This window comes from Paraburkholderia sp. BL27I4N3 (assembly GCF_003386115.1).
Lineage (GTDB): Bacteria > Pseudomonadota > Gammaproteobacteria > Burkholderiales > Burkholderiaceae > Paraburkholderia.
In genome coordinates this window covers 1,405,503-1,423,617 of sequence record NZ_QREJ01000001.1, presented here as the reverse complement: position 1 = coordinate 1,423,617, position 18,115 = coordinate 1,405,503, and the positions used below count along the sequence as shown (strand labels likewise).

Annotated in this window: 11 protein-coding genes and 1 pseudogene; 7 read left to right on the top strand and 5 right to left on the bottom strand. The window is 65.5% G+C overall.

The window, feature by feature from the left end:
* Positions 1–281 precede the first annotated feature (281 nt).
* From map to B0G71_RS06470, 3 genes and pseudogenes are all read left to right on the top strand, one after another.
* Positions 282–1,091: a type I methionyl aminopeptidase gene (gene map, locus B0G71_RS06480; protein ID WP_116140538.1), complete on the top strand. Its 810-nt coding sequence runs from the start codon at positions 282–284 to the stop codon at positions 1,089–1,091.
* A 30-nt stretch (positions 1,092–1,121) separates the two neighbouring features.
* A complete protein-coding gene (locus B0G71_RS06475; RefSeq protein ID WP_116140536.1) occupies positions 1,122–3,701 on the top strand; it encodes a [protein-PII] uridylyltransferase in 2,580 nt (859 codons plus the stop codon).
* 306 nt (positions 3,702–4,007) lie between these two features.
* Positions 4,008–5,930, top strand: a pseudogene (locus B0G71_RS06470) (pseudouridine synthase); the annotation flags it as partial.
* Between the two features lie 123 nt (positions 5,931–6,053).
* On the opposite strand, the gene def reads toward B0G71_RS06470, so the two are convergent.
* The 5 genes from def to B0G71_RS06445 form a co-directional block, all read right to left on the bottom strand.
* A complete protein-coding gene (gene def, locus B0G71_RS06465) occupies positions 6,054–6,587 on the bottom strand; it encodes a peptide deformylase (RefSeq protein WP_012433453.1) in 534 nt (177 codons plus the stop codon).
* Complete coding sequence (gene ligA, locus B0G71_RS06460) at positions 6,584–8,650, bottom strand: NAD-dependent DNA ligase LigA (protein ID WP_116140532.1); 2,067 nt, start codon at positions 8,648–8,650, stop codon at positions 6,584–6,586. The genes def and ligA overlap by 4 nt, the downstream gene beginning before the upstream one ends.
* 190 nt (positions 8,651–8,840) lie before the next feature.
* A complete protein-coding gene (locus tag B0G71_RS06455; RefSeq protein ID WP_116140530.1) occupies positions 8,841–10,121 on the bottom strand; it encodes a cell division protein ZipA C-terminal FtsZ-binding domain-containing protein in 1,281 nt (426 codons plus the stop codon).
* Positions 10,122–10,237: 116 nt separating this feature from the next.
* Complete coding sequence (smc, locus tag B0G71_RS06450; protein WP_116140528.1) at positions 10,238–13,756, bottom strand: chromosome segregation protein SMC; 3,519 nt, start codon at positions 13,754–13,756, stop codon at positions 10,238–10,240.
* Positions 13,757–13,904: 148 nt separating this feature from the next.
* Positions 13,905–14,900: a DMT family transporter gene (locus B0G71_RS06445; RefSeq protein WP_116140526.1), complete on the bottom strand. Its 996-nt coding sequence runs from the start codon at positions 14,898–14,900 to the stop codon at positions 13,905–13,907.
* Positions 14,901–14,951: 51 nt separating this feature from the next.
* Here B0G71_RS06445 and B0G71_RS41255 point away from each other — a divergent pair, with 51 nt between their 5' ends.
* From B0G71_RS41255 to B0G71_RS06425, 4 genes are all read left to right on the top strand, one after another.
* Positions 14,952–15,290, top strand: a complete 339-nt coding sequence (locus B0G71_RS41255) for a hypothetical protein (protein ID WP_181916725.1) — start codon at positions 14,952–14,954, stop codon at positions 15,288–15,290.
* A 136-nt stretch (positions 15,291–15,426) separates the two neighbouring features.
* On the top strand, positions 15,427–16,644 hold the full coding sequence (gene dapC / locus B0G71_RS06435; RefSeq protein WP_116140522.1) for a succinyldiaminopimelate transaminase: 1,218 nt from the start codon (positions 15,427–15,429) through the stop codon (positions 16,642–16,644).
* A 70-nt stretch (positions 16,645–16,714) separates the two neighbouring features.
* Positions 16,715–17,542: a 2,3,4,5-tetrahydropyridine-2,6-dicarboxylate N-succinyltransferase gene (dapD, locus tag B0G71_RS06430; RefSeq protein ID WP_012433460.1), complete on the top strand. Its 828-nt coding sequence runs from the start codon at positions 16,715–16,717 to the stop codon at positions 17,540–17,542.
* Positions 17,542–17,907, top strand: a complete 366-nt coding sequence (locus tag B0G71_RS06425) for an ArsC family reductase (protein WP_012433461.1) — start codon at positions 17,542–17,544, stop codon at positions 17,905–17,907. Before dapD ends, B0G71_RS06425 begins: the two co-directional genes overlap by 1 nt.
* Positions 17,908–18,115 lie beyond the last annotated feature (208 nt).

Genomic DNA, 18,115 nt, shown 5'->3' with positions numbered 1-18,115 from the left:
GGCGCTATGAGAAGCCAATCCTGCCGCTTTTTGCCCACATGTGGACAAATATTGCAAGACAGAGATCGACTTAGCCAAAGATTATAGCACGCGACTATTGCACGACTCAACCTGCCCGGTAGCCCTGTTGATGGCCTGCGGGTTGCACCCGCGCGAGCGCCGGCCGCTTTGAACGAGCCCGCACGCGAGTCCGTGAAAGCCGCCGGTCCGGCCGCAAAAGCCTGCGGCGGCCGGAATATGGTGCGATAATCCTGCAATAAATCGCATTTCAGGCCCGACTCATGGCTATTACGCTCAAAAACGAACACGATATCGCGCAAATGCGCGTCGCCTGCAAACTGGCAAGCGAAGTGCTCGACTACATTACTCCGTTCGTCACCGCCGGCATCACGACCGGCGAACTCGACCGTTTGTGTCACGAATACATGCTGAAGGAACAGGGCACGGTGCCGGCGCCGCTGAACTATCAGCCGCCCGGCTACCCGCCCTACCCGAAGGCCACCTGCATTTCCGTCAACGACGTGATCTGCCACGGCATTCCAGGCGACAAGACGCTGAAGAACGGCGACGCGCTCAATATCGACGTCACGGTCATCAAGGAAGGCTATTTCGGCGACACCAGCCGCATGTTCATCGTCGGCGAGGGCTCGATCATGGCCAGGCGGCTCGTGCAGACCACTTTCGAATGCATGTGGCTCGGCATCGACCAGGTGCGCCCGGGCGCACATCTCGGCGATATCGGCTACGCGATCCAGAAACATGCGGAAAGCCACGGCTACAGCGTGGTGCGCGAATATTGCGGCCACGGCATCGGCACGGTATTTCACGAAGACCCGCAGATCCTGCACTACGGCCGTCCTGGCACCGGGCTCGAACTGCAAACCGGCATGATCTTCACGATCGAACCGATGATCAACGCCGGCCGTCGCGACATTCGCACCATGCCGGACCAGTGGACCGTCAAGACCAAAGACCGCAGCCTGTCGGCGCAGTGGGAACATACGATCCTCGTCACCGAAACCGGCTACGACGTGCTGACCGTCTCCGCCGGCACGCCCGCGCGCCCGCCGGTCGTCGCGGCCACGGCCTGACCGATTTCCCACCTCTGCGCCTCCCTGCCAATGAGTAGTGTTCCAGCCGTCGCCCAATCCCCTGCCACGTCGCTCAAGGCGGAGTACAAAGTGGCCAAAGCCCAACTGCTGGAACGTTTCAGGACGGCCACCAACGTCGACGCGTTGATGGCCTCGCTGGCGCGCGCCACCGACGACTCCCTGCGCGCGGCCTGGAACACCTGCGAACTGCCGCCCGAGCTGGCGCTAGTGGCGGTAGGCGGCTACGGGCGCGGCGAATTGGCGCCGCATTCCGATATCGACATCCTGGTCCTGCTGCCCGACGCGCCGATCGAGCATCTCGAAGCGCGTATCGAACGCTTTATCAGCCTCGCATGGGATTTAGGGCTGGAACTCGGCAGCAGCGTGCGCAGTGTGTCGCAATGCCTCGAAGAAGCCGCCAACGACGTCACGGTGCGCACCTCGCTGCTAGAGGCACGCCGCATCACCGGCAGCGCTGAGCTGTTCGACGACTTCGCGAAGCGTTACCGCGAAGCGCTCGACCCGAAAGCCTTCTTCCAGGCCAAAGTGCTGGAAATGCGCCAGCGCCACGCGAAATTCCAGGACACGCCCTACTCGCTCGAACCCAACATCAAGGAAAGCCCGGGCGGCCTGCGCGATCTGCAGCTGATTCTGTGGATCACCCAGGCGGCCGGTTTCGGCAGCAGCTGGCGTGAACTCGAAGCACGCGGCCTGATCACCGAGCGCGAGGCGCGCGAGCTTCGCCGCAACGAGAGTTTCCTGAAGGCGCTGCGCGCACGGCTGCATGTGATTGCCGGGCGTCGTCAGGACATCATGGTGTTCGACCTGCAAACGGCGGTGGCCGAGAGCTTCGGCTACAAGCCGACCGCGACCAAGCGCGCGAGCGAACAGCTGATGCGCCGCTATTACTGGTCCGCCAAGGCTGTCACGCAGCTCGCCACGATCCTGATCCAGAACATCGAAGCGCAGCTCTTCCCCAGCACGAGCGGCATTACGCGCGTGCTGTCGGACCGCTTTGTCGAAAAACAGGGCATGCTGGAAATCGCCAGCGACGACGTGTTCCAGCGCGAGCCGAACGCGATCCTCGAGGCCTTCCTGCTGTACGAACAGACGCCCGGCGTAAAGGGCCTGTCGGCGCGCACGCTGCGCGCAATTTACAACGCCCGCGACGTGATGGACCAGCACTGGCGGCGCGATCCGGAAAACGGCCGCCTCTTCATGGACATCCTGAAGCAGCCGGCCGGCATCACCCACGCGCTGCGTTTGATGAACCAGACGAGCGTGCTGGGGCGTTACCTGCTGAACTTCCGGCGCATTGTCGGACAGATGCAGCACGACCTGTATCACGTCTACACCGTCGACCAGCACATCCTGATGGTGCTGCGCAATCTGCGGCGTTTCGCGGTGGCCGAGCACGCGCATGAATATCCGTTCTGCAGTCAGCTGATCGCCAACTTCGACCGGCCGTGGGTGCTGTACGTCGCGGCGCTGTTTCACGACATCGCCAAAGGTCGCGGCGGCGACCATTCCACGCTAGGCATGGCCGACGCGCGGCGCTTCTGCCGCAATCACGGCATCGAGGGCGAGGACGGCGAACTGGTCGTGTGGCTGGTTCAGCAACATCTGACCATGAGCCAGGTCGCGCAAAAGCAGGACACGAGCGACCCGGAGGTCATCAAACGGTTCGCCGAACTGGTCGGCACCGAGCGGCGCCTTACGGCGCTCTATCTGCTGACCGTGGCCGATATTCGCGGCACCAGCCCCAAAGTCTGGAACACGTGGAAAGGCAAGCTGCTGGAAGACCTGTACCGCGCCACGCTCGCGGTGCTGGGCGGCGCGCGGCCGGATGCGCATTCGGAGCTGAAGTCGCGTCAGGAAGAAGCGCTCGCGCTGCTGCGTCTCGAAACCGTGCCGGAAGGCGCGCAGAAAGCGTTGTGGGACAAGCTCGACATCGGTTATTTTCTGCGCCACGACGCGGCGGATATCGCGTGGCAAACACGTGTGCTGTACCGCCACGTGGAAACGCCCACGCCGATCGTGCGGGCCCGTCCGTCGCCGATCGGCGAGGCGCTCCAGGTGCTGGTGTACGTGAAGGACCAGCCGGATCTGTTTGCAGGCATTTGCGCGTATTTCGACCGCAACGGCCTGTCGGTGCTCGATGCGCGGGTCAGCACGACTCGGCACGGGTACGCGCTCGATAATTTCCTCGTCGCGCATACCGAAGAAGACGTGCATTATCGCGATATTGCCAATCTGGTCGAACAGGAACTGACCGCCCGCCTCACCGGTGACGGCACCCTGCTCCCTGGGCCGTCGAAAGGCCGTTTGTCGCGGCTGTCGCGGACCTTCCCTGTTACCCCGCGCGTCGATCTTCGGGCCGACGAGCGCGGCCAATACTACATCCTGTCCGTGTCGGCGAACGACCGGCCAGGCCTTCTTTATTCGATCGCGCGTGTGCTGGCCGAGCATCGGGTCGGCGTCGCTTCGGCGCGGATCAATACGCTCGGCGAACGCGTCGAAGACGTGTTCCTGCTGGATGGACACGGTCTGTCGGACAGCCGCCTGCAAATTCAGGTCGAGACCGAACTGCTGCGCGCGATCGCAGTGTGAGATTTCATGCGAGTCAAATTAACAGCCAAGCACCCGCGGCCGGCTTCGTCCGAACGCGCCCCTGTCCGTACCGGCAGCACGTCGGCGCGTAAGCCGACGCGCCCGGCGGGACCCAGGCCGGCGACCCCGGCTCCCGGCGGGGCGCGGGATGAACGCGCCGGCGCGGCCGGCGGCGGTAAGCGGCCGGCGGGCGCTGGCAAGTCGGCCGGTGCCGGCGCGCGTCCTGCGCGTCCCGCCAGGGCTGAAGGGTCGTTTTCGCGCGAGCGGGACGCCGGTGGCGCGCCGCGCGCGGCGTCGGATCGACCGGCGCGCCGCGAGGGCGCGGGTGGTGCGCCGCGTCGCTTCGAAGGTGGTGGCGATCGTGCTCCGCGTCGGGATGATGGTGAGCGTGCGCCGCGCCGGTTTGAGGGTGGCGGCGATCGTAGCGAACGTGCGCCGCGCAGGGCTGACGGCGAACGGGGTCCACGAAGGTTTGAAGGTGGCGGCGATCGTGCTCCGCGTCGGGATGATGCGGAACGCGCGCCGCGTCGGTTTGAAGGTGGCGCGGATCGCGGCGAACGTGCGCCGCGCAGGGCGGACGGCGAGCGCGGCCAAGGCGCGCCGCGTCGGTTTGAAGGCGGTGGTGACCGCACCGGCGGCGCGCCGCGCCGTTTCGAAGGTGCAGGCGATCGCGCTGAGCGGGCTCCACGCAGGTTCGAGGGCGGTGGCGATCGCCCGGAACGCGCTCCGCGCCGCTTTGAAGGCAGTTCGGATCGCGGCGAACGCGCCCCGCGCCGTTTCGAAGGCGCCGCGGACCGCGGTGACCGCGCGCCGCGTCGTGAAACCGGTGATCGAGCCGAACGCGCACCGCGCCGCTTCGAAGGCAGCACGGATCGCAGCGAACGCCCGCCGCGCAGCTTCGGCGATCGCGCTCCGCGCCGCGACGACGGCGAACGCCGTCCGTTCAGCGGAGCGCGTCCGGGCGCAGGCCGTCCGTCGGAAGGCGCTCCGCGTGGAGAGCGTCCGGAACGCCGTGAACGCGACGCATCCGACCGCCCGCGTTTCAGCGGCGACCGTGGTGCTCCGCAAGACCGCCGAGGCGGCGAGCGCGGGCCGCGCAGCGAAAGCGCGCCGCGCCGTTTCGAAGGCGAGCGCGGTGCATCCGATCGTGGCGAACGCAGCTTCGCCAAGCCCGTCAAAACCGGCTTCAGCGACCGCCCGGCACGCGCTCCGCGCGACGAGCGTGGCGAGCGCGCCCCAGCCAAACGCGAATTCGGCGACCGTCCGGCGCGCAGCGCTGAGCGCAATGAACGCAGCGAGCGTGGCGAGCGCCCGGCCCGCAGCTTCGACAAGACGCTGCCGGCCGCCGGCCGCCGTTTCGGCGACGACCGTCCCGCGCGCGCCGACAAGCCGCGTGGCGTGGCCCGAGCCCAGCGGGCCAGCGAAATCGATGCCGCTCCGCGCACCCCGCGTCGCGACTACGAAGACGCGCCAGGCATGCTGCGCCTGTCCAAGCTGATGTCCGAACTCGGCATGTGCTCACGCCGCGAAGCCGACGAGTGGATCGAAAAAGGCTGGGTGCTGGTGGACGGTGAGCGCATCGACACGTTGGGCACCAAAGTCCGACCGGACCAGCGCATCGAAATCGACCCCGCCGCCGAGGCCGCGCAGATGAGCCAGGTGACGGTGCTGATTCACAAGCCGGTGGGTCTGGTCTCAGGTCAGGCGGAAGACGGTTATCAGCCGGCCATCACGCTGGTCACGCCGGAGAATCGCTGGGAAGGCGATCACTCGGACATCCGCTTCTCCGTCGCGCATTTGCGGCAGCTTGCGCCGGCCGGCCGCCTGGACATCGATTCCACGGGCCTGCTGGTGCTGACGCAAGACGGCCGGATCGCCAAGCAACTGATCGGCGGTCATTCCGAGATCGATAAGGAGTATTTGGTGCGCGTGGCATTCGGCGAACACACCACCGACGTCGAAAGCCACTTCCCGCCCGAAAGTCTCGAGCTGCTATGCCACGGCCTGTCGCTCGACGACGTGCCGCTGAAACCCGCGCAAGTGAACTGGCAGAACGGCGAGCAATTGCGTTTCGTGCTGCGCGAAGGCAAGAAGCGCCAGATTCGCCGCATGTGCGAACTGGTCGGCCTCGAAGTGATCGGCCTGAAGCGCGTGCGCATGGGCCGTGTGATGCTGGGCGCGCTGCCGCCGGGCCAATGGCGTTATCTGTCGCCGGACGAGTCGTTCTAAAGCCGCGCGCCTGACCCACGCCTCAACAAAAAACCCCACGCGATCGCGTGGGGTTTTTTTATCCCTGCGCTGCGCCAAGCTGAATACGCCAGCGCCGCAGTGCCCGAAACAGCACAAGTCGCCTCAATCGTCGCTATTCGGATCCATATCCGGAAACAGCACCTCCGTGAAGCCGAACTTCGCGAAGTCGTTGATCCGCATCGGATACAGCTTGCCGATCAGGTGGTCGCACTCGTGCTGCACGACGCGCGCGTGAAAGCCCTCGGCGACACGGTCGATTGGCTTGCCGTATTGATCGAAGCCGTGATACTTGATCATCGAAAAGCGGCTCACCGCGCCACGCAACCCCGGCACCGACAGACAGCCCTCCCAGCCCTCTTCCATATCCAGCGAGACCGGCGTGATGGTCGGGTTGATCAGCACCGTTTCCGGCACCGGCGGCGCGTCCGGATAGCGCTCGTTGTGCCCGAAGCCGAAGATCACCACCTGCAGATTCACGCCGATCTGCGGCGCGGCAAGCCCCGCGCCGTTCGCGTCGTGCATGGTCTCGAACATGTCTTTGACGAGCTCATGCAGCTCGGGCGTGTCGAAGTGATCGACCGGATCGGCAATGCGCAAAAGGCGCGGATCGCCCATCTTGAGAATTTCGCGGATCATAACTGCCCCTCCAGGAGCTTACGCATACCATCTTCGTCGAGTACGGGAACGCCGAGTTCCTCAGCTTTCGCCAACTTGCTGCCCGCATCGGCGCCCGCCACCACATAGTCCGTTTTCTTCGATACGGAGCCGGCCACTTTCGCGCCGGCCGCTTCCAGCATTTCCTTCGCCTCTTCGCGGGCGAGGCTCGGCAAGGTGCCGGTCAGCACGACCGTCTTGCCGGCCAGCACGCCCACAGGCGCCTTCGGCGCGGGCGGGCCTTCGGGCCACGTGACCTTGCCCGGCGCGCGCAACTGCACGACCACCGTGCGGTTGTGCTCCTCGGCGAAGAACTGATGAATCGACTCGGCGACCACCGGCCCCACGTCGTTGACCTCGAGCAAGGCTTCGACCGAGGCGTCCATGATCGGGTCCAGCGAGCCAAAGTGCTTGGCGAGATCTTTCGCCGTGGATTCGCCCACATGCCGGATACCGAGCGCGTAGATGAAGCGCGCCAACGTGGTGTGCCGGGCTTTTTCGAGCGAATCGAGCAGGTTCTGCGCGGACTTTTCGGCAAAGCGGTCAAGTTCGGCGAGCGTGGCAAAACCGATGTTGAACAGATCGGCCGGCGTACGCACGAGATTCTGTTCGACCAGTTGGTCGATGATCTTTTCGCCGAGGCCGTCGATATCCAGCGCGCGCCGCTGCGCGAAATGCCAGAGCGCCTGCTTGCGCTGCGCGGGACAGAACAGGCCGCCGGTACAACGCGCGATCGCCTCGTCCGGCAGGCGCTCGATGCTCGAACCGCACACCGGACAGTGCGTGGGCATCACGAATTCGCGCGCGTCGGAGGGACGCCGGTCGAGCAGCGCGCTCACAACTTCGGGAATCACGTCGCCGGCGCGCCGCACGATCACCGTGTCGCCGATGCGGATGTCCTTGCGACGCACTTCGTCTTCATTGTGCAGCGTGGCATTCGTAACCGTCGCGCCGCCGACGAACACCGGCTCCAGCCGCGCTACCGGCGTGATCGCGCCGGTCCGGCCGACCTGCACGTCGATCGCGACGAGTTTGGTCAGCGCCTCCTGCGCGGGGAATTTGTGCGCCAACGCGAAGCGCGGCGCGCGCGACACGAAGCCGAGCGCATCCTGTTCATCGCGCCGGTTGACCTTGTAGACCACACCGTCGATGTCGTACGGCAGCTTCTCGCGTTTCTCGCCGACGCTGTGGAAAAAGCCCAGCAGGCCCTCGGCGCCCTGCACCACGGCTCGCTCGCTATTCACGGGCAAGCCGAGTTCCTTGTACCAGTCGAGCAGTTCGCTATGCGTGGCCGGCATCTCCATGCCTTCGAGCACGCCAATGCCATAAGCAAAAAACGACAACGGCCGTTGCGCGGTGATCTTCGAGTCGAGCTGCCGCAAGCTGCCCGCCGCGGCGTTGCGCGGATTGGCGAATTCCTTCTGTTCCGCGGCCCGCTGGCGTTCGTTCAGACGCTCGAAATCGCGCTTGAACATCAGCACTTCGCCACGCACGTCGAGCACGTGCGGGACACGCTTGCCCTTGAGCTTGAGCGGAATGGAGCGAATCGTGCGAACGTTCCCGGTGACGTTCTCGCCGGTCGTGCCGTCGCCGCGCGTGGAGGCTTGCACGAACGCGCCGTCGACGTAACGCAACGAGATGGCGAGGCCGTCGAATTTCAGCTCGGCCGCGTAGTCGACCGGCACCGGCGGCTCGCTCGCGTTCTTGCCGAGCGCGTCGCCAACGCGCTTGTCGAACGCGACGATGTCTTCGTCGGCGAAACCGTTGTTCAGCGACAGCATGGGCTGGTCGTGCACGACCGGCTCGAAGCCGCTCGCCGCCTCGCCGCCTACGCGCTGGGTGGGCGAATCCGGCACGATCAGGTCCGGATGCTCCGTCTCGATACTCTCCAGTTCCTTGAACAGCTTGTCGTATTCCGCGTCAGGCAAATCCGGCTGGTCGAGCACGTAGTACGCGTAGTTGGCGCGTTCGAGTTCCGCGCGCAGCCACGCGGCACGCTCGGCCGGGGCGTTGGTTGCGGGATGTGAGGCGGAGGTTCGGGCCATGCTGTCGGAAGGTTCTTCAATGAAGTTCAGACATTGGATTATCGCAGGAAGCGTGCCCCTTTACATCGGCCGAATGGCCAGTTTAGGCGCGTTGCGCGTCGGCTCGAAATGCGCGCGCGAAGCCGCGGCCTAAAGCGAGGACGGCCGCACATTGTGCGGCCGTCGGAGACAGCGGTAAGACGTAAAAAATTTACTGGCTGAACAACCGCCGCGTGGCCGGCGAACCCGCCGGAATGCCCGCCTGTTCGAGCTTCGCGTAAAGCGTCATCAACTGCTTTTCGATCGCGAGCAGCGCGGTTTCCGGCAACGGACGGCGGCCGTCGTCGACCACCCGCCCGCCGATGCGCTCGGCCAACGATTTCGCGTAGTCGCACATCAGACGGAACGGCAGGATGTCTTCATCGGCCACCGGCACGTCGAGCACCAGCGTGATCATCTGGCCGCCCTTGTAGGTGAGGTCGTCGCGCAAAAAGTTGGTGTCGCCGAATTGCAGCATGAACACCGGGCTTTGCCGCGCGTCGAGCTTGACGAACCGCGTACCGTCGCGCGAAAGCAGCAGGCCGTCTTGTGAAGCGACCGCCTGCACGTAGTTGGCGGACCACGGCGCCCCGTCGGAGAGCACGTTGATCGACAACTGCGCATCGCACTGCGCGGCGAAGCCGTCGAGTTCGCGCGCCATCGCGACCGTTTCGAGCATGTCCGGGAATTCCGGCGACGCATCCAGCGCGTCGGCAAACTGCTGCACGCCGGTCACGAACTCGGAAAACTCCAGTTCGTTGAGGGCGCCGCTGCGATTGGCCAGTTGCGCGGCCGCGCGCAGTTCTTCATAGCGCGCGCCGTTTTGCAGCAGTTCCCAAGCGCCGCCTTCGAGCTTGCCTTCGATATGCACCGGCTTGCTGCCGGCGCGGCGCAGACGCTGCGCGAGTGGAATTACCTTGTCGCCCGCGACCGGACCGTTCAAACGGATCGGCACAATGCAGTCGATGCGCCGATCGACAATAGCCGGCGGCGCCGACGAGATCGTCGTGGCGGCCGGCAGAATCGGTTCGACGGGTTCGCCGGACTGGCGGGCTTGCGCGGTCTCGGCGCTCGCGTCGCGCTCGGCTTCGGCCACGCCCTCGGCTTCCGGATAGCCGTTCGGCGTGGTCGTCTCGGCCTGAATATCGGCGGCCGTGTCGAGCGGCGCCGTGCCGGCTGCCTGGCCGCCGAACGTTGGTTCGACGCGCGCCGCCGTGCCTGGCTCCACCGCCTCGGCGCCCACTACGGGCTCACGGCGCGTGGTCGGCCGGGCCGGCTCGATGAACGGGCTCTGTTCCTCCTGATCGTCCCGCGCGAGATTTTCGGCGGTGTCGGCCGGCATCGGCCGCGGCATCTTCCGGCGCACCTTCGCGCTCTGCCATGCGTTGTACACGACCACGCCCCCGACCACCACGGCACCCGCGCCGATCAAACCGAGTGTCAACTCGTCCATGCATGCTCCATCAGCAATTCTTTTATCTGCGCGGCTCTGCGCCCGCTCCACGTGTCGCGCGACCACCGGCCGCTGCGCTGAACGCGGACACCCGCGAGGCTCAATTCAAATCAAACTCAAACGATATTCTGGGCGAAACCAGCGGCCGATTCCATGTCGACGGCAACGATCCGCGACACGCCCTGCTCCTGCATGGTCACGCCGATCAACTGCTGCGCCATTTCCATCGCGATCTTGTTGTGCGAGATGAACAGGAACTGGGTCTTGTCCGACATCGCCCGCACGAGGTTCGCGAAACGTTCCGTGTTGGCGTCGTCGAGCGGCGCGTCCACTTCGTCCAGCAGACAGAACGGCGCCGGATTCAACTGGAACATCGCAAACACCAGCGCGGTCGCCGTCAGTGCTTTTTCGCCGCCCGACAGCAGATGAATGGTCGAATTCTTCTTGCCCGGCGGCTGCGCCATCACCTGCACGCCGGCGTCGAGAATTTCGTCGCCGGTCATGATCAGCTTCGCCTGGCCACCGCCGAACAGACGCGGGAACAGTTCGCCGAAATGCTGGTTCACCTGGTCGAAGGTGCCTTGCAGGAGCGTGCGCGTTTCCGCGTCGATCTTGCGGATGGCGTCTTCGAGCGTTTCGATCGCGCTGTTCAGGTCGGTGGATTGCGAGTCGAGGAATGACTTGCGCTCGGTCGCCGCCTTCAGTTCGTCGAGCGCGGCCATGTTGACCGGGCCCAACGCGGTGATGGCGTTATTGATGCGCGTGACTTCGCCTTGCAGGTACGACGGCTTCATGTCCGGCGTAAGCTTGGCCTGCAACTCGGCCTCGTCGACACCGGCCGCGGCCAGTTGCTCGATAAACTGCTCGCCGTTCAGGCGCGCCGCCTGTTCCTTCAACTGCAATTCGTTGATGCGGTCACGCAGCGGCTGCAGCGCGCGCTCGGCGGTCAGACGCGTTTCGTCGGCTGCACGCAGCTTGGCGGTGAGATCGTCCAGTTCGAGGCGCGCGGCATGCAGCGCCTCTTCCTTGACGGCGCGAATATCGAGCGCGTCCTGCAAGCCGGTGTGTGCGGTCTGCTCGTTGATGGTTTCCAGCTCGGCGCGCGCATCTTCCAGCGACGCCGCCACACGCTCGCTCTGCTCGTGCGCGACCTGAATGCTGCGCTTCAATTCGTCGATGCGGTTCGCCATGTTGCGCGCCGCGAAGCGCGCGTCGGTGGCGGCACGGTCGAGATCGCGCGCCTGAGCGCGCGCGGCGGTAAGTTGCTCGTCGAGCGCTTCGAAAGCGAGTTGATGGTCTTCGAAACGCGCCTGCAATTCGGCGAGTTCGCCATCGTGACGCTCGAAGTTCGCTTCCGACTCCGCGCGCATGGCGCGCTGCTCTTCGATCTGCGCGGTGATCTCCGCGAGTTCCTCGCGAATCTGCGTGCTGCGCTGGGTGTAACGCTCGTGCGCCTGGGTAAGTTTGAGCACGTCCATTTGCAGCGCGTGCACGCGCTGCGTGGCGCGCTCGGCCTGTTGACGCACATCGGTCAACAGCTGGGCGGCTTGCGTGTGAGCGGCTTCGGCGCGGATCGCGGCGGCCTTCGCCTCGTCGGCGAGCAAGGCTTGCGCGCGAACCTGGCGCGCCAGATTTTCGATTTCCTGCTGACGGGCCAGCATGCCGGCCTGCTCGGAATCGGCGGCATACAGTTGCACGCCGACGCGCGTCACCACGTGCCCCGCCTTGACGACGAACGAGCCGCCTTCCGGCAGTTGCGAGCGCATGGCGAGCGCCTGCTGCAGATCGTCGGCGACGAACGCGAGGCCGAGCCAGTCGTTCAGCACCGCGCGGATGCCCGCGTCGTCGATCCGCACCAGCGACAGCAACGGCCGCAGAGCGGGCGGCGTGGCGGCCGGCTGGCCGGCTACCGGCGGCGCATAGAACGCGAGCTTGGCGGGCGGCGCGTCGGTGGCGAAGGCCTTGACCCAGTCGAGGTTCGACACTTCCAGCGCGGCGAGCCGCTCGCGCAGCACGGCCTCGAGCGCGGCCTCCCAACCGGCTTCGACATGCAGTTTTTTCCACAGACGCGGCAGGCTGCCCAACTCGTGCTTTTCGAGCCACGGCTGAATCTTGCCTTCGGTCTGGACGTTTTCCTGCAGTTGCTTGAGGGCGGCGAGGCGCGCGTCGAGCTGATGAATCTGGGCGCTTTCCGCCTGCACGCGTTCCTGCGCGGTGCGACGTTCGCCGTCGAGGCGCGGCAGCGTTTCCTGCGCCTCGGCCAAACGCGTTTGCGCGTCGTGCAGGATTTCCTCGTGCTCGGCGAGCTGCATGCGCAGGTCTTCGAGCTGCACTTCGTCGGGGGCGTCGAGACCGCCCGCTTCCGACTTCAACCGCTCGTGACGCGCCTGCAATTGCTGCAATTGCTGATCGGCGTTGCGCTGATGCGCGGCTTCGAGCTTGAGCGCCTGTTCAGTCTGCGCGATACCACCGCGTTCGGCGTTCAACTCCGTTTGCGCATCGCGCCAGCGCGCTTCGAGCGCGGGCATCGCGTCGTGCCTTGCGGCCGCTTCGTCTTCGGCGAGCGCGGCTTTTTCTTCGGCGACGGCCAGCTGTTCCTCGGCGTCTTCGAGATCGTCTTGCGCTTTTTGCGCCTGCGATTGCCACTGCTCACGCTGCGCGTTCAGCGCGGCAATCTGCGCCTGCACGCGATTGCGCGATTCGACGATGAACTTGATCTCGGCTTCGAGCCGGCTGACTTCCGAATTCGCCTCGTAGAGCGCGCCTTGGGCGCCTTGCATCGCGTCGCTGGCGGAGTAATGCGCGACGCGCAGCGTTTCGAGTTGCGCTTCCACTTCGCGCAGCCTGGCGGTGTGCGCTTCGAGATCGATCTGGGCCTGTTCGATCGCGCGTTGCTGGCGTTCCTGCTCGCTGCCGGCTTCATTCTTGCGCAACAGCCACAACAGCCGCTGCTTCTCTTCGCCGTCGGTCTGCAGTTCCTTGTAACGCGTGGCGACCACGGCCTGCGCTTCGAGCTTCTCCAGATTCGAACTGAGTTCGCGGACGATATCTTCGACGCGCGTCAGATTCTCGCGCGTGTCGTGCAGACGGTTCTCGGTTTCGCGGCGGCGTTCCTTGTACTTCGACACGCCCGCGGCTTCTTCGAGAAACACGCGCAGCTCTTCCGGCTTCGCCTCGATCAGGCGCGCGATCATGCCCTGCCCGATGATCGCGTACGCGCGCGGCCCGAGGCCGGTGCCGAGGAAGATGTCCTGAATGTCGCGGCGGCGCGCCGGCAGATTGTTGATGTAGTAGCTCGAGGTGCCGTCGCGCGTGAGCACGCGCTTCACGGCGATTTCGGCATACTGGCCCCACTGGCCGGCGGCACGGCCGTCGGCGTTGTCGAACACCAGTTCGACGCTGGCGCGGCTACCCGGCTTGCGCGCGGTCGAGCCATTGAAGATCACGTCCTGCATCGACTCGCCGCGCAGCTCGGAGGCGCGCGATTCGCCGAGCACCCAGCGCACGGCGTCGATGATGTTGGACTTGCCGCACCCGTTCGGCCCCACCACGCCGACTAACTGGCCCGGGACCTGGAAATGCGTGGGATCGACGAATGACTTGAAGCCAGCGAGTTTGATCGAGGTCAGACGCACGGCGATTTCGCTGTTTGAAAAGGGAAAAAATAGGTGGCTCGTGAAGGCCGCGCCAGCCGTTCGCCGACAGAGCGACACGGCCCGCGAACCTTCGCGCCTCGGGCGCCGGCTTCATGCATTGAGGCATGCGCCGGCTAATGAGGGGCAATCATACCATCGCGCGTGGGCGGTTTTTGCCGTCCTTACGGTCGTCGGGTCCGGCATCGCGCCCGTCAGCGAGACTGACCTCCTGAATGGCCGGATCGGGCGGCATGGCCTTGGTCCGATGCACCCAGCTGGACAGCGCCGAAGCCAGCACGATGCACACGCCGCCCGCCCACTCGCGCGGGCCGGGCGTCTCGCCGGCGAAGAGCCACGCGGACAGCGCCGTGACCACGATCTCAAACAGCATGATCATCGAGGCCCGGTTGGCCGGCACGCGCGCGAGCCCGTATTGCACCAGCATATTGTTCGAGGCCAGCAGAAAGCCGAGCCCGAGCACCAGCCAGGCCGCCGTGCCGAGATGCGCGCCGGTGGGCGGCGCGGGCATGGCCTCGAACAGGGAAGCACAGGCGCTGAATAACGCCGCACCGCCGAAGATCGTCGCGGTGCGCATTTCCGGTTTCATGTCCGGCAGCACGCGGCTCGTCTTGAGAATCAGCACGTTGCTCATGGCGAAGCCCATGCCGCCCGCGAGGCCCGCCCATTCGGCGAGATTGCCGGGCACGGGGATGCCGAGTTGCGGCGACCACAGCATGGTCATCGCGCCGGCCAGCGACAGCGCGGCGAGTGCCGCGCCGGCCCAGGTCAAGCGTTCATGCAGGATGAAATGCGCGAAAAGCGCGGTCCACGCGGGGGTGAGATAGAACAGCAGCAGCACGCGCATCACCTGGCCGTGAATCGAGCCCCATACGAAGCCGAGGTTGGTGATACCCGCCGCCAGCGCGAGCGCCGGCAGCAGCCAGTGCCAGCGCACGGTCTTGAGCGCGCGATAACGCACCAGCAGCACGAACAGGCAGCCGGCGCCGCTCGTCAGCGCGCTCGCCGCCGTGCCGGTCACGCCGAGCGCGTTCAGCATGCGCAAGGGGTACCAGATCATCCCCCACACCGACGCGCCCAGCATGATCGCGAGCGTCGGCCAACCGTTGCGAAGCCAGTTGCTCATGGTGCGGGGCTCCTTGCGGAGGTGATCGGGGTGTGTCTGTCGCGGACCGCGATGCGTGTTGCGGAGGCGCTGGGGGCTTTCCTTCCGTGGACCGCGGCGCTCCTGCGCCTGTTGTGTCCGGATGTCTCCAAGACTGCTGCGTACATTGCTGCTCCTGCTTCTTCTTGCGCGAACCGTCGGCGGCTCGCGTCGTTCCCGCTGCAGCGCATTGCCTGCGCCGCCTGGCGGGTTGCGCCGTTGCTCAACGGCGCGATGTTCTTCATCTGCTCAATGCTTCACTTGCTTTCACCGCGCTACCGTAAATCGCCTGCGCGACGCCGCCGTGCCATGCTTACCCGCAAATCCGCCACGCCACCGTATGCCCGCCATGCCGGCCTCGCCACGCTATAATCATTCGCCCGCCGCTGCTGCCGGCCGTTCAGCGTGTTTTGTACGTTTTTACCGCCGCCGGCGCGTGCCCCGCTTTTTGCTGCATGCTTTTCCGCAGCCGTCTCTCGCTCATCTTCGATCAGGCTCGATCCGCCCAGTGAATCCGCTCCTCGACTCCCTTCAGCCCTACCCGTTCGAAAAGCTGCGCGCGCTTTTCGCGGACGTCACGCCGAGCGCCGGTCTCGCGCATATCAGCTTCGGCATCGGCGAGCCGAAACATCCCACGCCCGAATTGATCCGTGACGCCGTGGTGGCTTCGCTCGGCGGCTTGTCGTCGTATCCGGCCACGATCGGATCGCCCGCACTGCGCGAGTCGATCGCGAAGTGGGCCACGCGCCGCTACAACCTGCCGCCGGTCGATCCGGCCACCCAGGTGCTGCCGGTGTCGGGTTCGCGCGAGGCGTTGTTCGCGCTCGCCCAGACCGTGCTCGACCCGAAAAAGAATGCTGACGGCGAACCTGCGATCGTACTCTGTCCGAACCCGTTCTACCAAATCTACGAAGGCGCCGCGATTCTGGCCGGCGCGCAGCCGTACTTCGTGAATAGCGACCCGGCGCGCAACTTCGCCTGCGACTATTCTGCGGTGCCGGCCGACATCTGGGCGCGCACGCAACTGCTGTATGTCTGCTCACCGGGCAATCCGACCGGCGCGGTGCTCACGCTCGACGACTGGCGCGAACTGTTCGCGCTGTCGGACCGCTACGGCTTCGTGATCGCTTCGGACGAGTGCTACTCCGAAATCTATTTCGACGAAGCCAACCCACCGCTCGGCGGCCTGGAAGCGGCGCACAAGCTCGGCCGAGGCTTCGAGCGCCTTGTGATGCTGTCGAGCCTGTCCAAGCGCTCGAACGTGCCGGGCATGCGCTCCGGCTTCGTCGCGGGCGACGCGGCGATTCTCAAGGACTTCCTGCTATACCGGACATACCACGGCGCGGCCTTGTCGACGGTGTTCCAGAGTGCCAGCATCGTGGCCTGGAACGACGAGACGCACGTGCGCGAGAACCGCGCGAAGTACGTGCAGAAGTTTTCCACCGTCGCGCCGATGCTCGCCGAGGTGCTCGACGTGCGCCTGCCGGACGCCGCGTTCTACCTGTGGGCGGACGTCTCGCGCACGGGCCTCACGGATACCGAGTTCGCCCAGCGCCTCTACGCCGACTATAATGTGACGGTTCTGCCGGGCTCGTTCCTCGCGCGCACTGCGCACGGCGTGAACCCCGGCCGCAATTTCGTGCGCATGGCGCTCGTCGCCGGCGTCGACGAATGCACGCAGGGCGCGCAGCGAATCGTCGACTTTTGCCGTGCGCTGGCGGGTTGAGTTTTCGTCGATCGCCACCCCGCGCACCGCATCCCTTCTTCAAACTTCAACTCTTCGATAAAGCACGCATATGTCGCAACAACTTCAGCAGATCATTGACACCGCCTGGGAAAACCGCGCCGAACTGTCGCCGAAAGCCGCTCCGGCCGACGTGCGCGAAGCCGTCGCCCACGCCATCGAGCAACTGGACAAGGGCCTGCTCCGCGTCGCGGAAAAGAAGGACGGCGACTGGGTCGTCAATCAGTGGCTGAAGAAAGCCGTGCTGCTGTCGTTCCGCCTGGAAGACAATGCGCCGATGCCGGCCGGCGGCTACAGCCAGTTCTACGACAAGGTGCCCTCGAAGTTCGCCAACTACACCGCTGAAGACTTCGCCGCCGGCGGCTTCCGCGTGGTGCCGCCCGCCATCGCGCGCCGCGGCTCCTTCATCGCGAAGAACGTCGTGCTGATGCCGTCGTACACCAACATCGGCGCGTACGTGGACGAAGGCTCGATGGTCGACACGTGGGCCACCGTCGGTTCGTGTGCGCAGATCGGCAAGAACGTGCACCTGTCAGGTGGCGTGGGCATCGGCGGCGTGCTGGAGCCGCTGCAGGCGAACCCGGTCATCATCGAAGACAACTGCTTTATCGGCGCGCGTTCGGAAGTGGTGGAAGGTGTGATCGTCGAAGAAAACTCGGTGATCTCGATGGGCGTGTACCTCGGCCAGAGCACCAAGATCTACGACCGCGAAACCGGTGAAGTCACGTATGGCCGCATTCCGGCGGGCTCGGTGGTGGTGGCGGGCAATCTGCCGTCGAAAGACGGCACGCACAGCCTGTACTGCGCCGTGATCGTCAAGAAGGTCGACGCCAAGACGCGCGCGAAGGTCGGCCTGAACGAGCTGCTGCGAGGCGACTGATGGCGCGCGGCACGAAAACCGTCGTCTACGGCATCCCGAACTGCGACACCGTGAAGAAGGCCCGCGTGTGGCTGGAAGAGCACGGCGTCGAGTTCGAGTTCCACGACTTCAAGAAACACGGCGTGACCGAACCGCTCGTGCAGGACTGGCTGAAAGACGTGAAGCTCGACGCCTTGCTGAACCGGCGCGGCACCACGTGGCGCGCGCTGTCCGACGACATGAAAGCGGCCGCGGACACGCAGTCGGGTGCGATCGCGTTGATGATCCACAAGCCGTCGGTGATCAAGCGGCCTGTGCTGGTGGTCAACGGGCGCGTCAAGTCGCTCGGCTTTTCCGCGGACGAGTACACGGCGCTGTTCGCCTGAGAAAGTTATTGTTGCCTGAGCGCGGAGCTGTTTGTTCAGGCAGGGCGCGACTCGCCTGGTTTGGCGTGCAGTGCTGGATACTGGGGCTCGCGGCCAGTCCGCGCGAGTCTCAGTGCATGCGCCGAACGCACCGCGCCATGTAGTAGAACGCGGCCCGGCCGCGTGACTCAAAAAGCTGTTGCCGGCTGCGGTGTTCAACCGCCAGCCG

What these genes read in the sequence shown, in the direction of transcription:
- map (WP_116140538.1), top strand. Translation starts at nt 282, where the DNA reads ATGGCTATTACGCTCAAAAACGAACACGATATCGCGCAAATGCGCGTC.
- B0G71_RS06475 (WP_116140536.1), top strand. Translation starts at nt 1,122, where the DNA reads ATGAGTAGTGTTCCAGCCGTCGCCCAATCCCCTGCCACGTCGCTCAAG.
- def (WP_012433453.1), bottom strand. Translation starts at nt 6,587, where the DNA reads ATGATCCGCGAAATTCTCAAGATGGGCGATCCGCGCCTTTTGCGCATT.
- ligA (WP_116140532.1), bottom strand. Translation starts at nt 8,650, where the DNA reads ATGGCCCGAACCTCCGCCTCACATCCCGCAACCAACGCCCCGGCCGAG.
- B0G71_RS06455 (WP_116140530.1), bottom strand. Translation starts at nt 10,121, where the DNA reads ATGGACGAGTTGACACTCGGTTTGATCGGCGCGGGTGCCGTGGTGGTC.
- B0G71_RS06445 (WP_116140526.1), bottom strand. Translation starts at nt 14,900, where the DNA reads ATGAGCAACTGGCTTCGCAACGGTTGGCCGACGCTCGCGATCATGCTG.
- B0G71_RS41255 (WP_181916725.1), top strand. Translation starts at nt 14,952, where the DNA reads ATGCGTGTTGCGGAGGCGCTGGGGGCTTTCCTTCCGTGGACCGCGGCG.
- dapD (WP_012433460.1), top strand. Translation starts at nt 16,715, where the DNA reads ATGTCGCAACAACTTCAGCAGATCATTGACACCGCCTGGGAAAACCGC.
- B0G71_RS06425 (WP_012433461.1), top strand. Translation starts at nt 17,542, where the DNA reads ATGGCGCGCGGCACGAAAACCGTCGTCTACGGCATCCCGAACTGCGAC.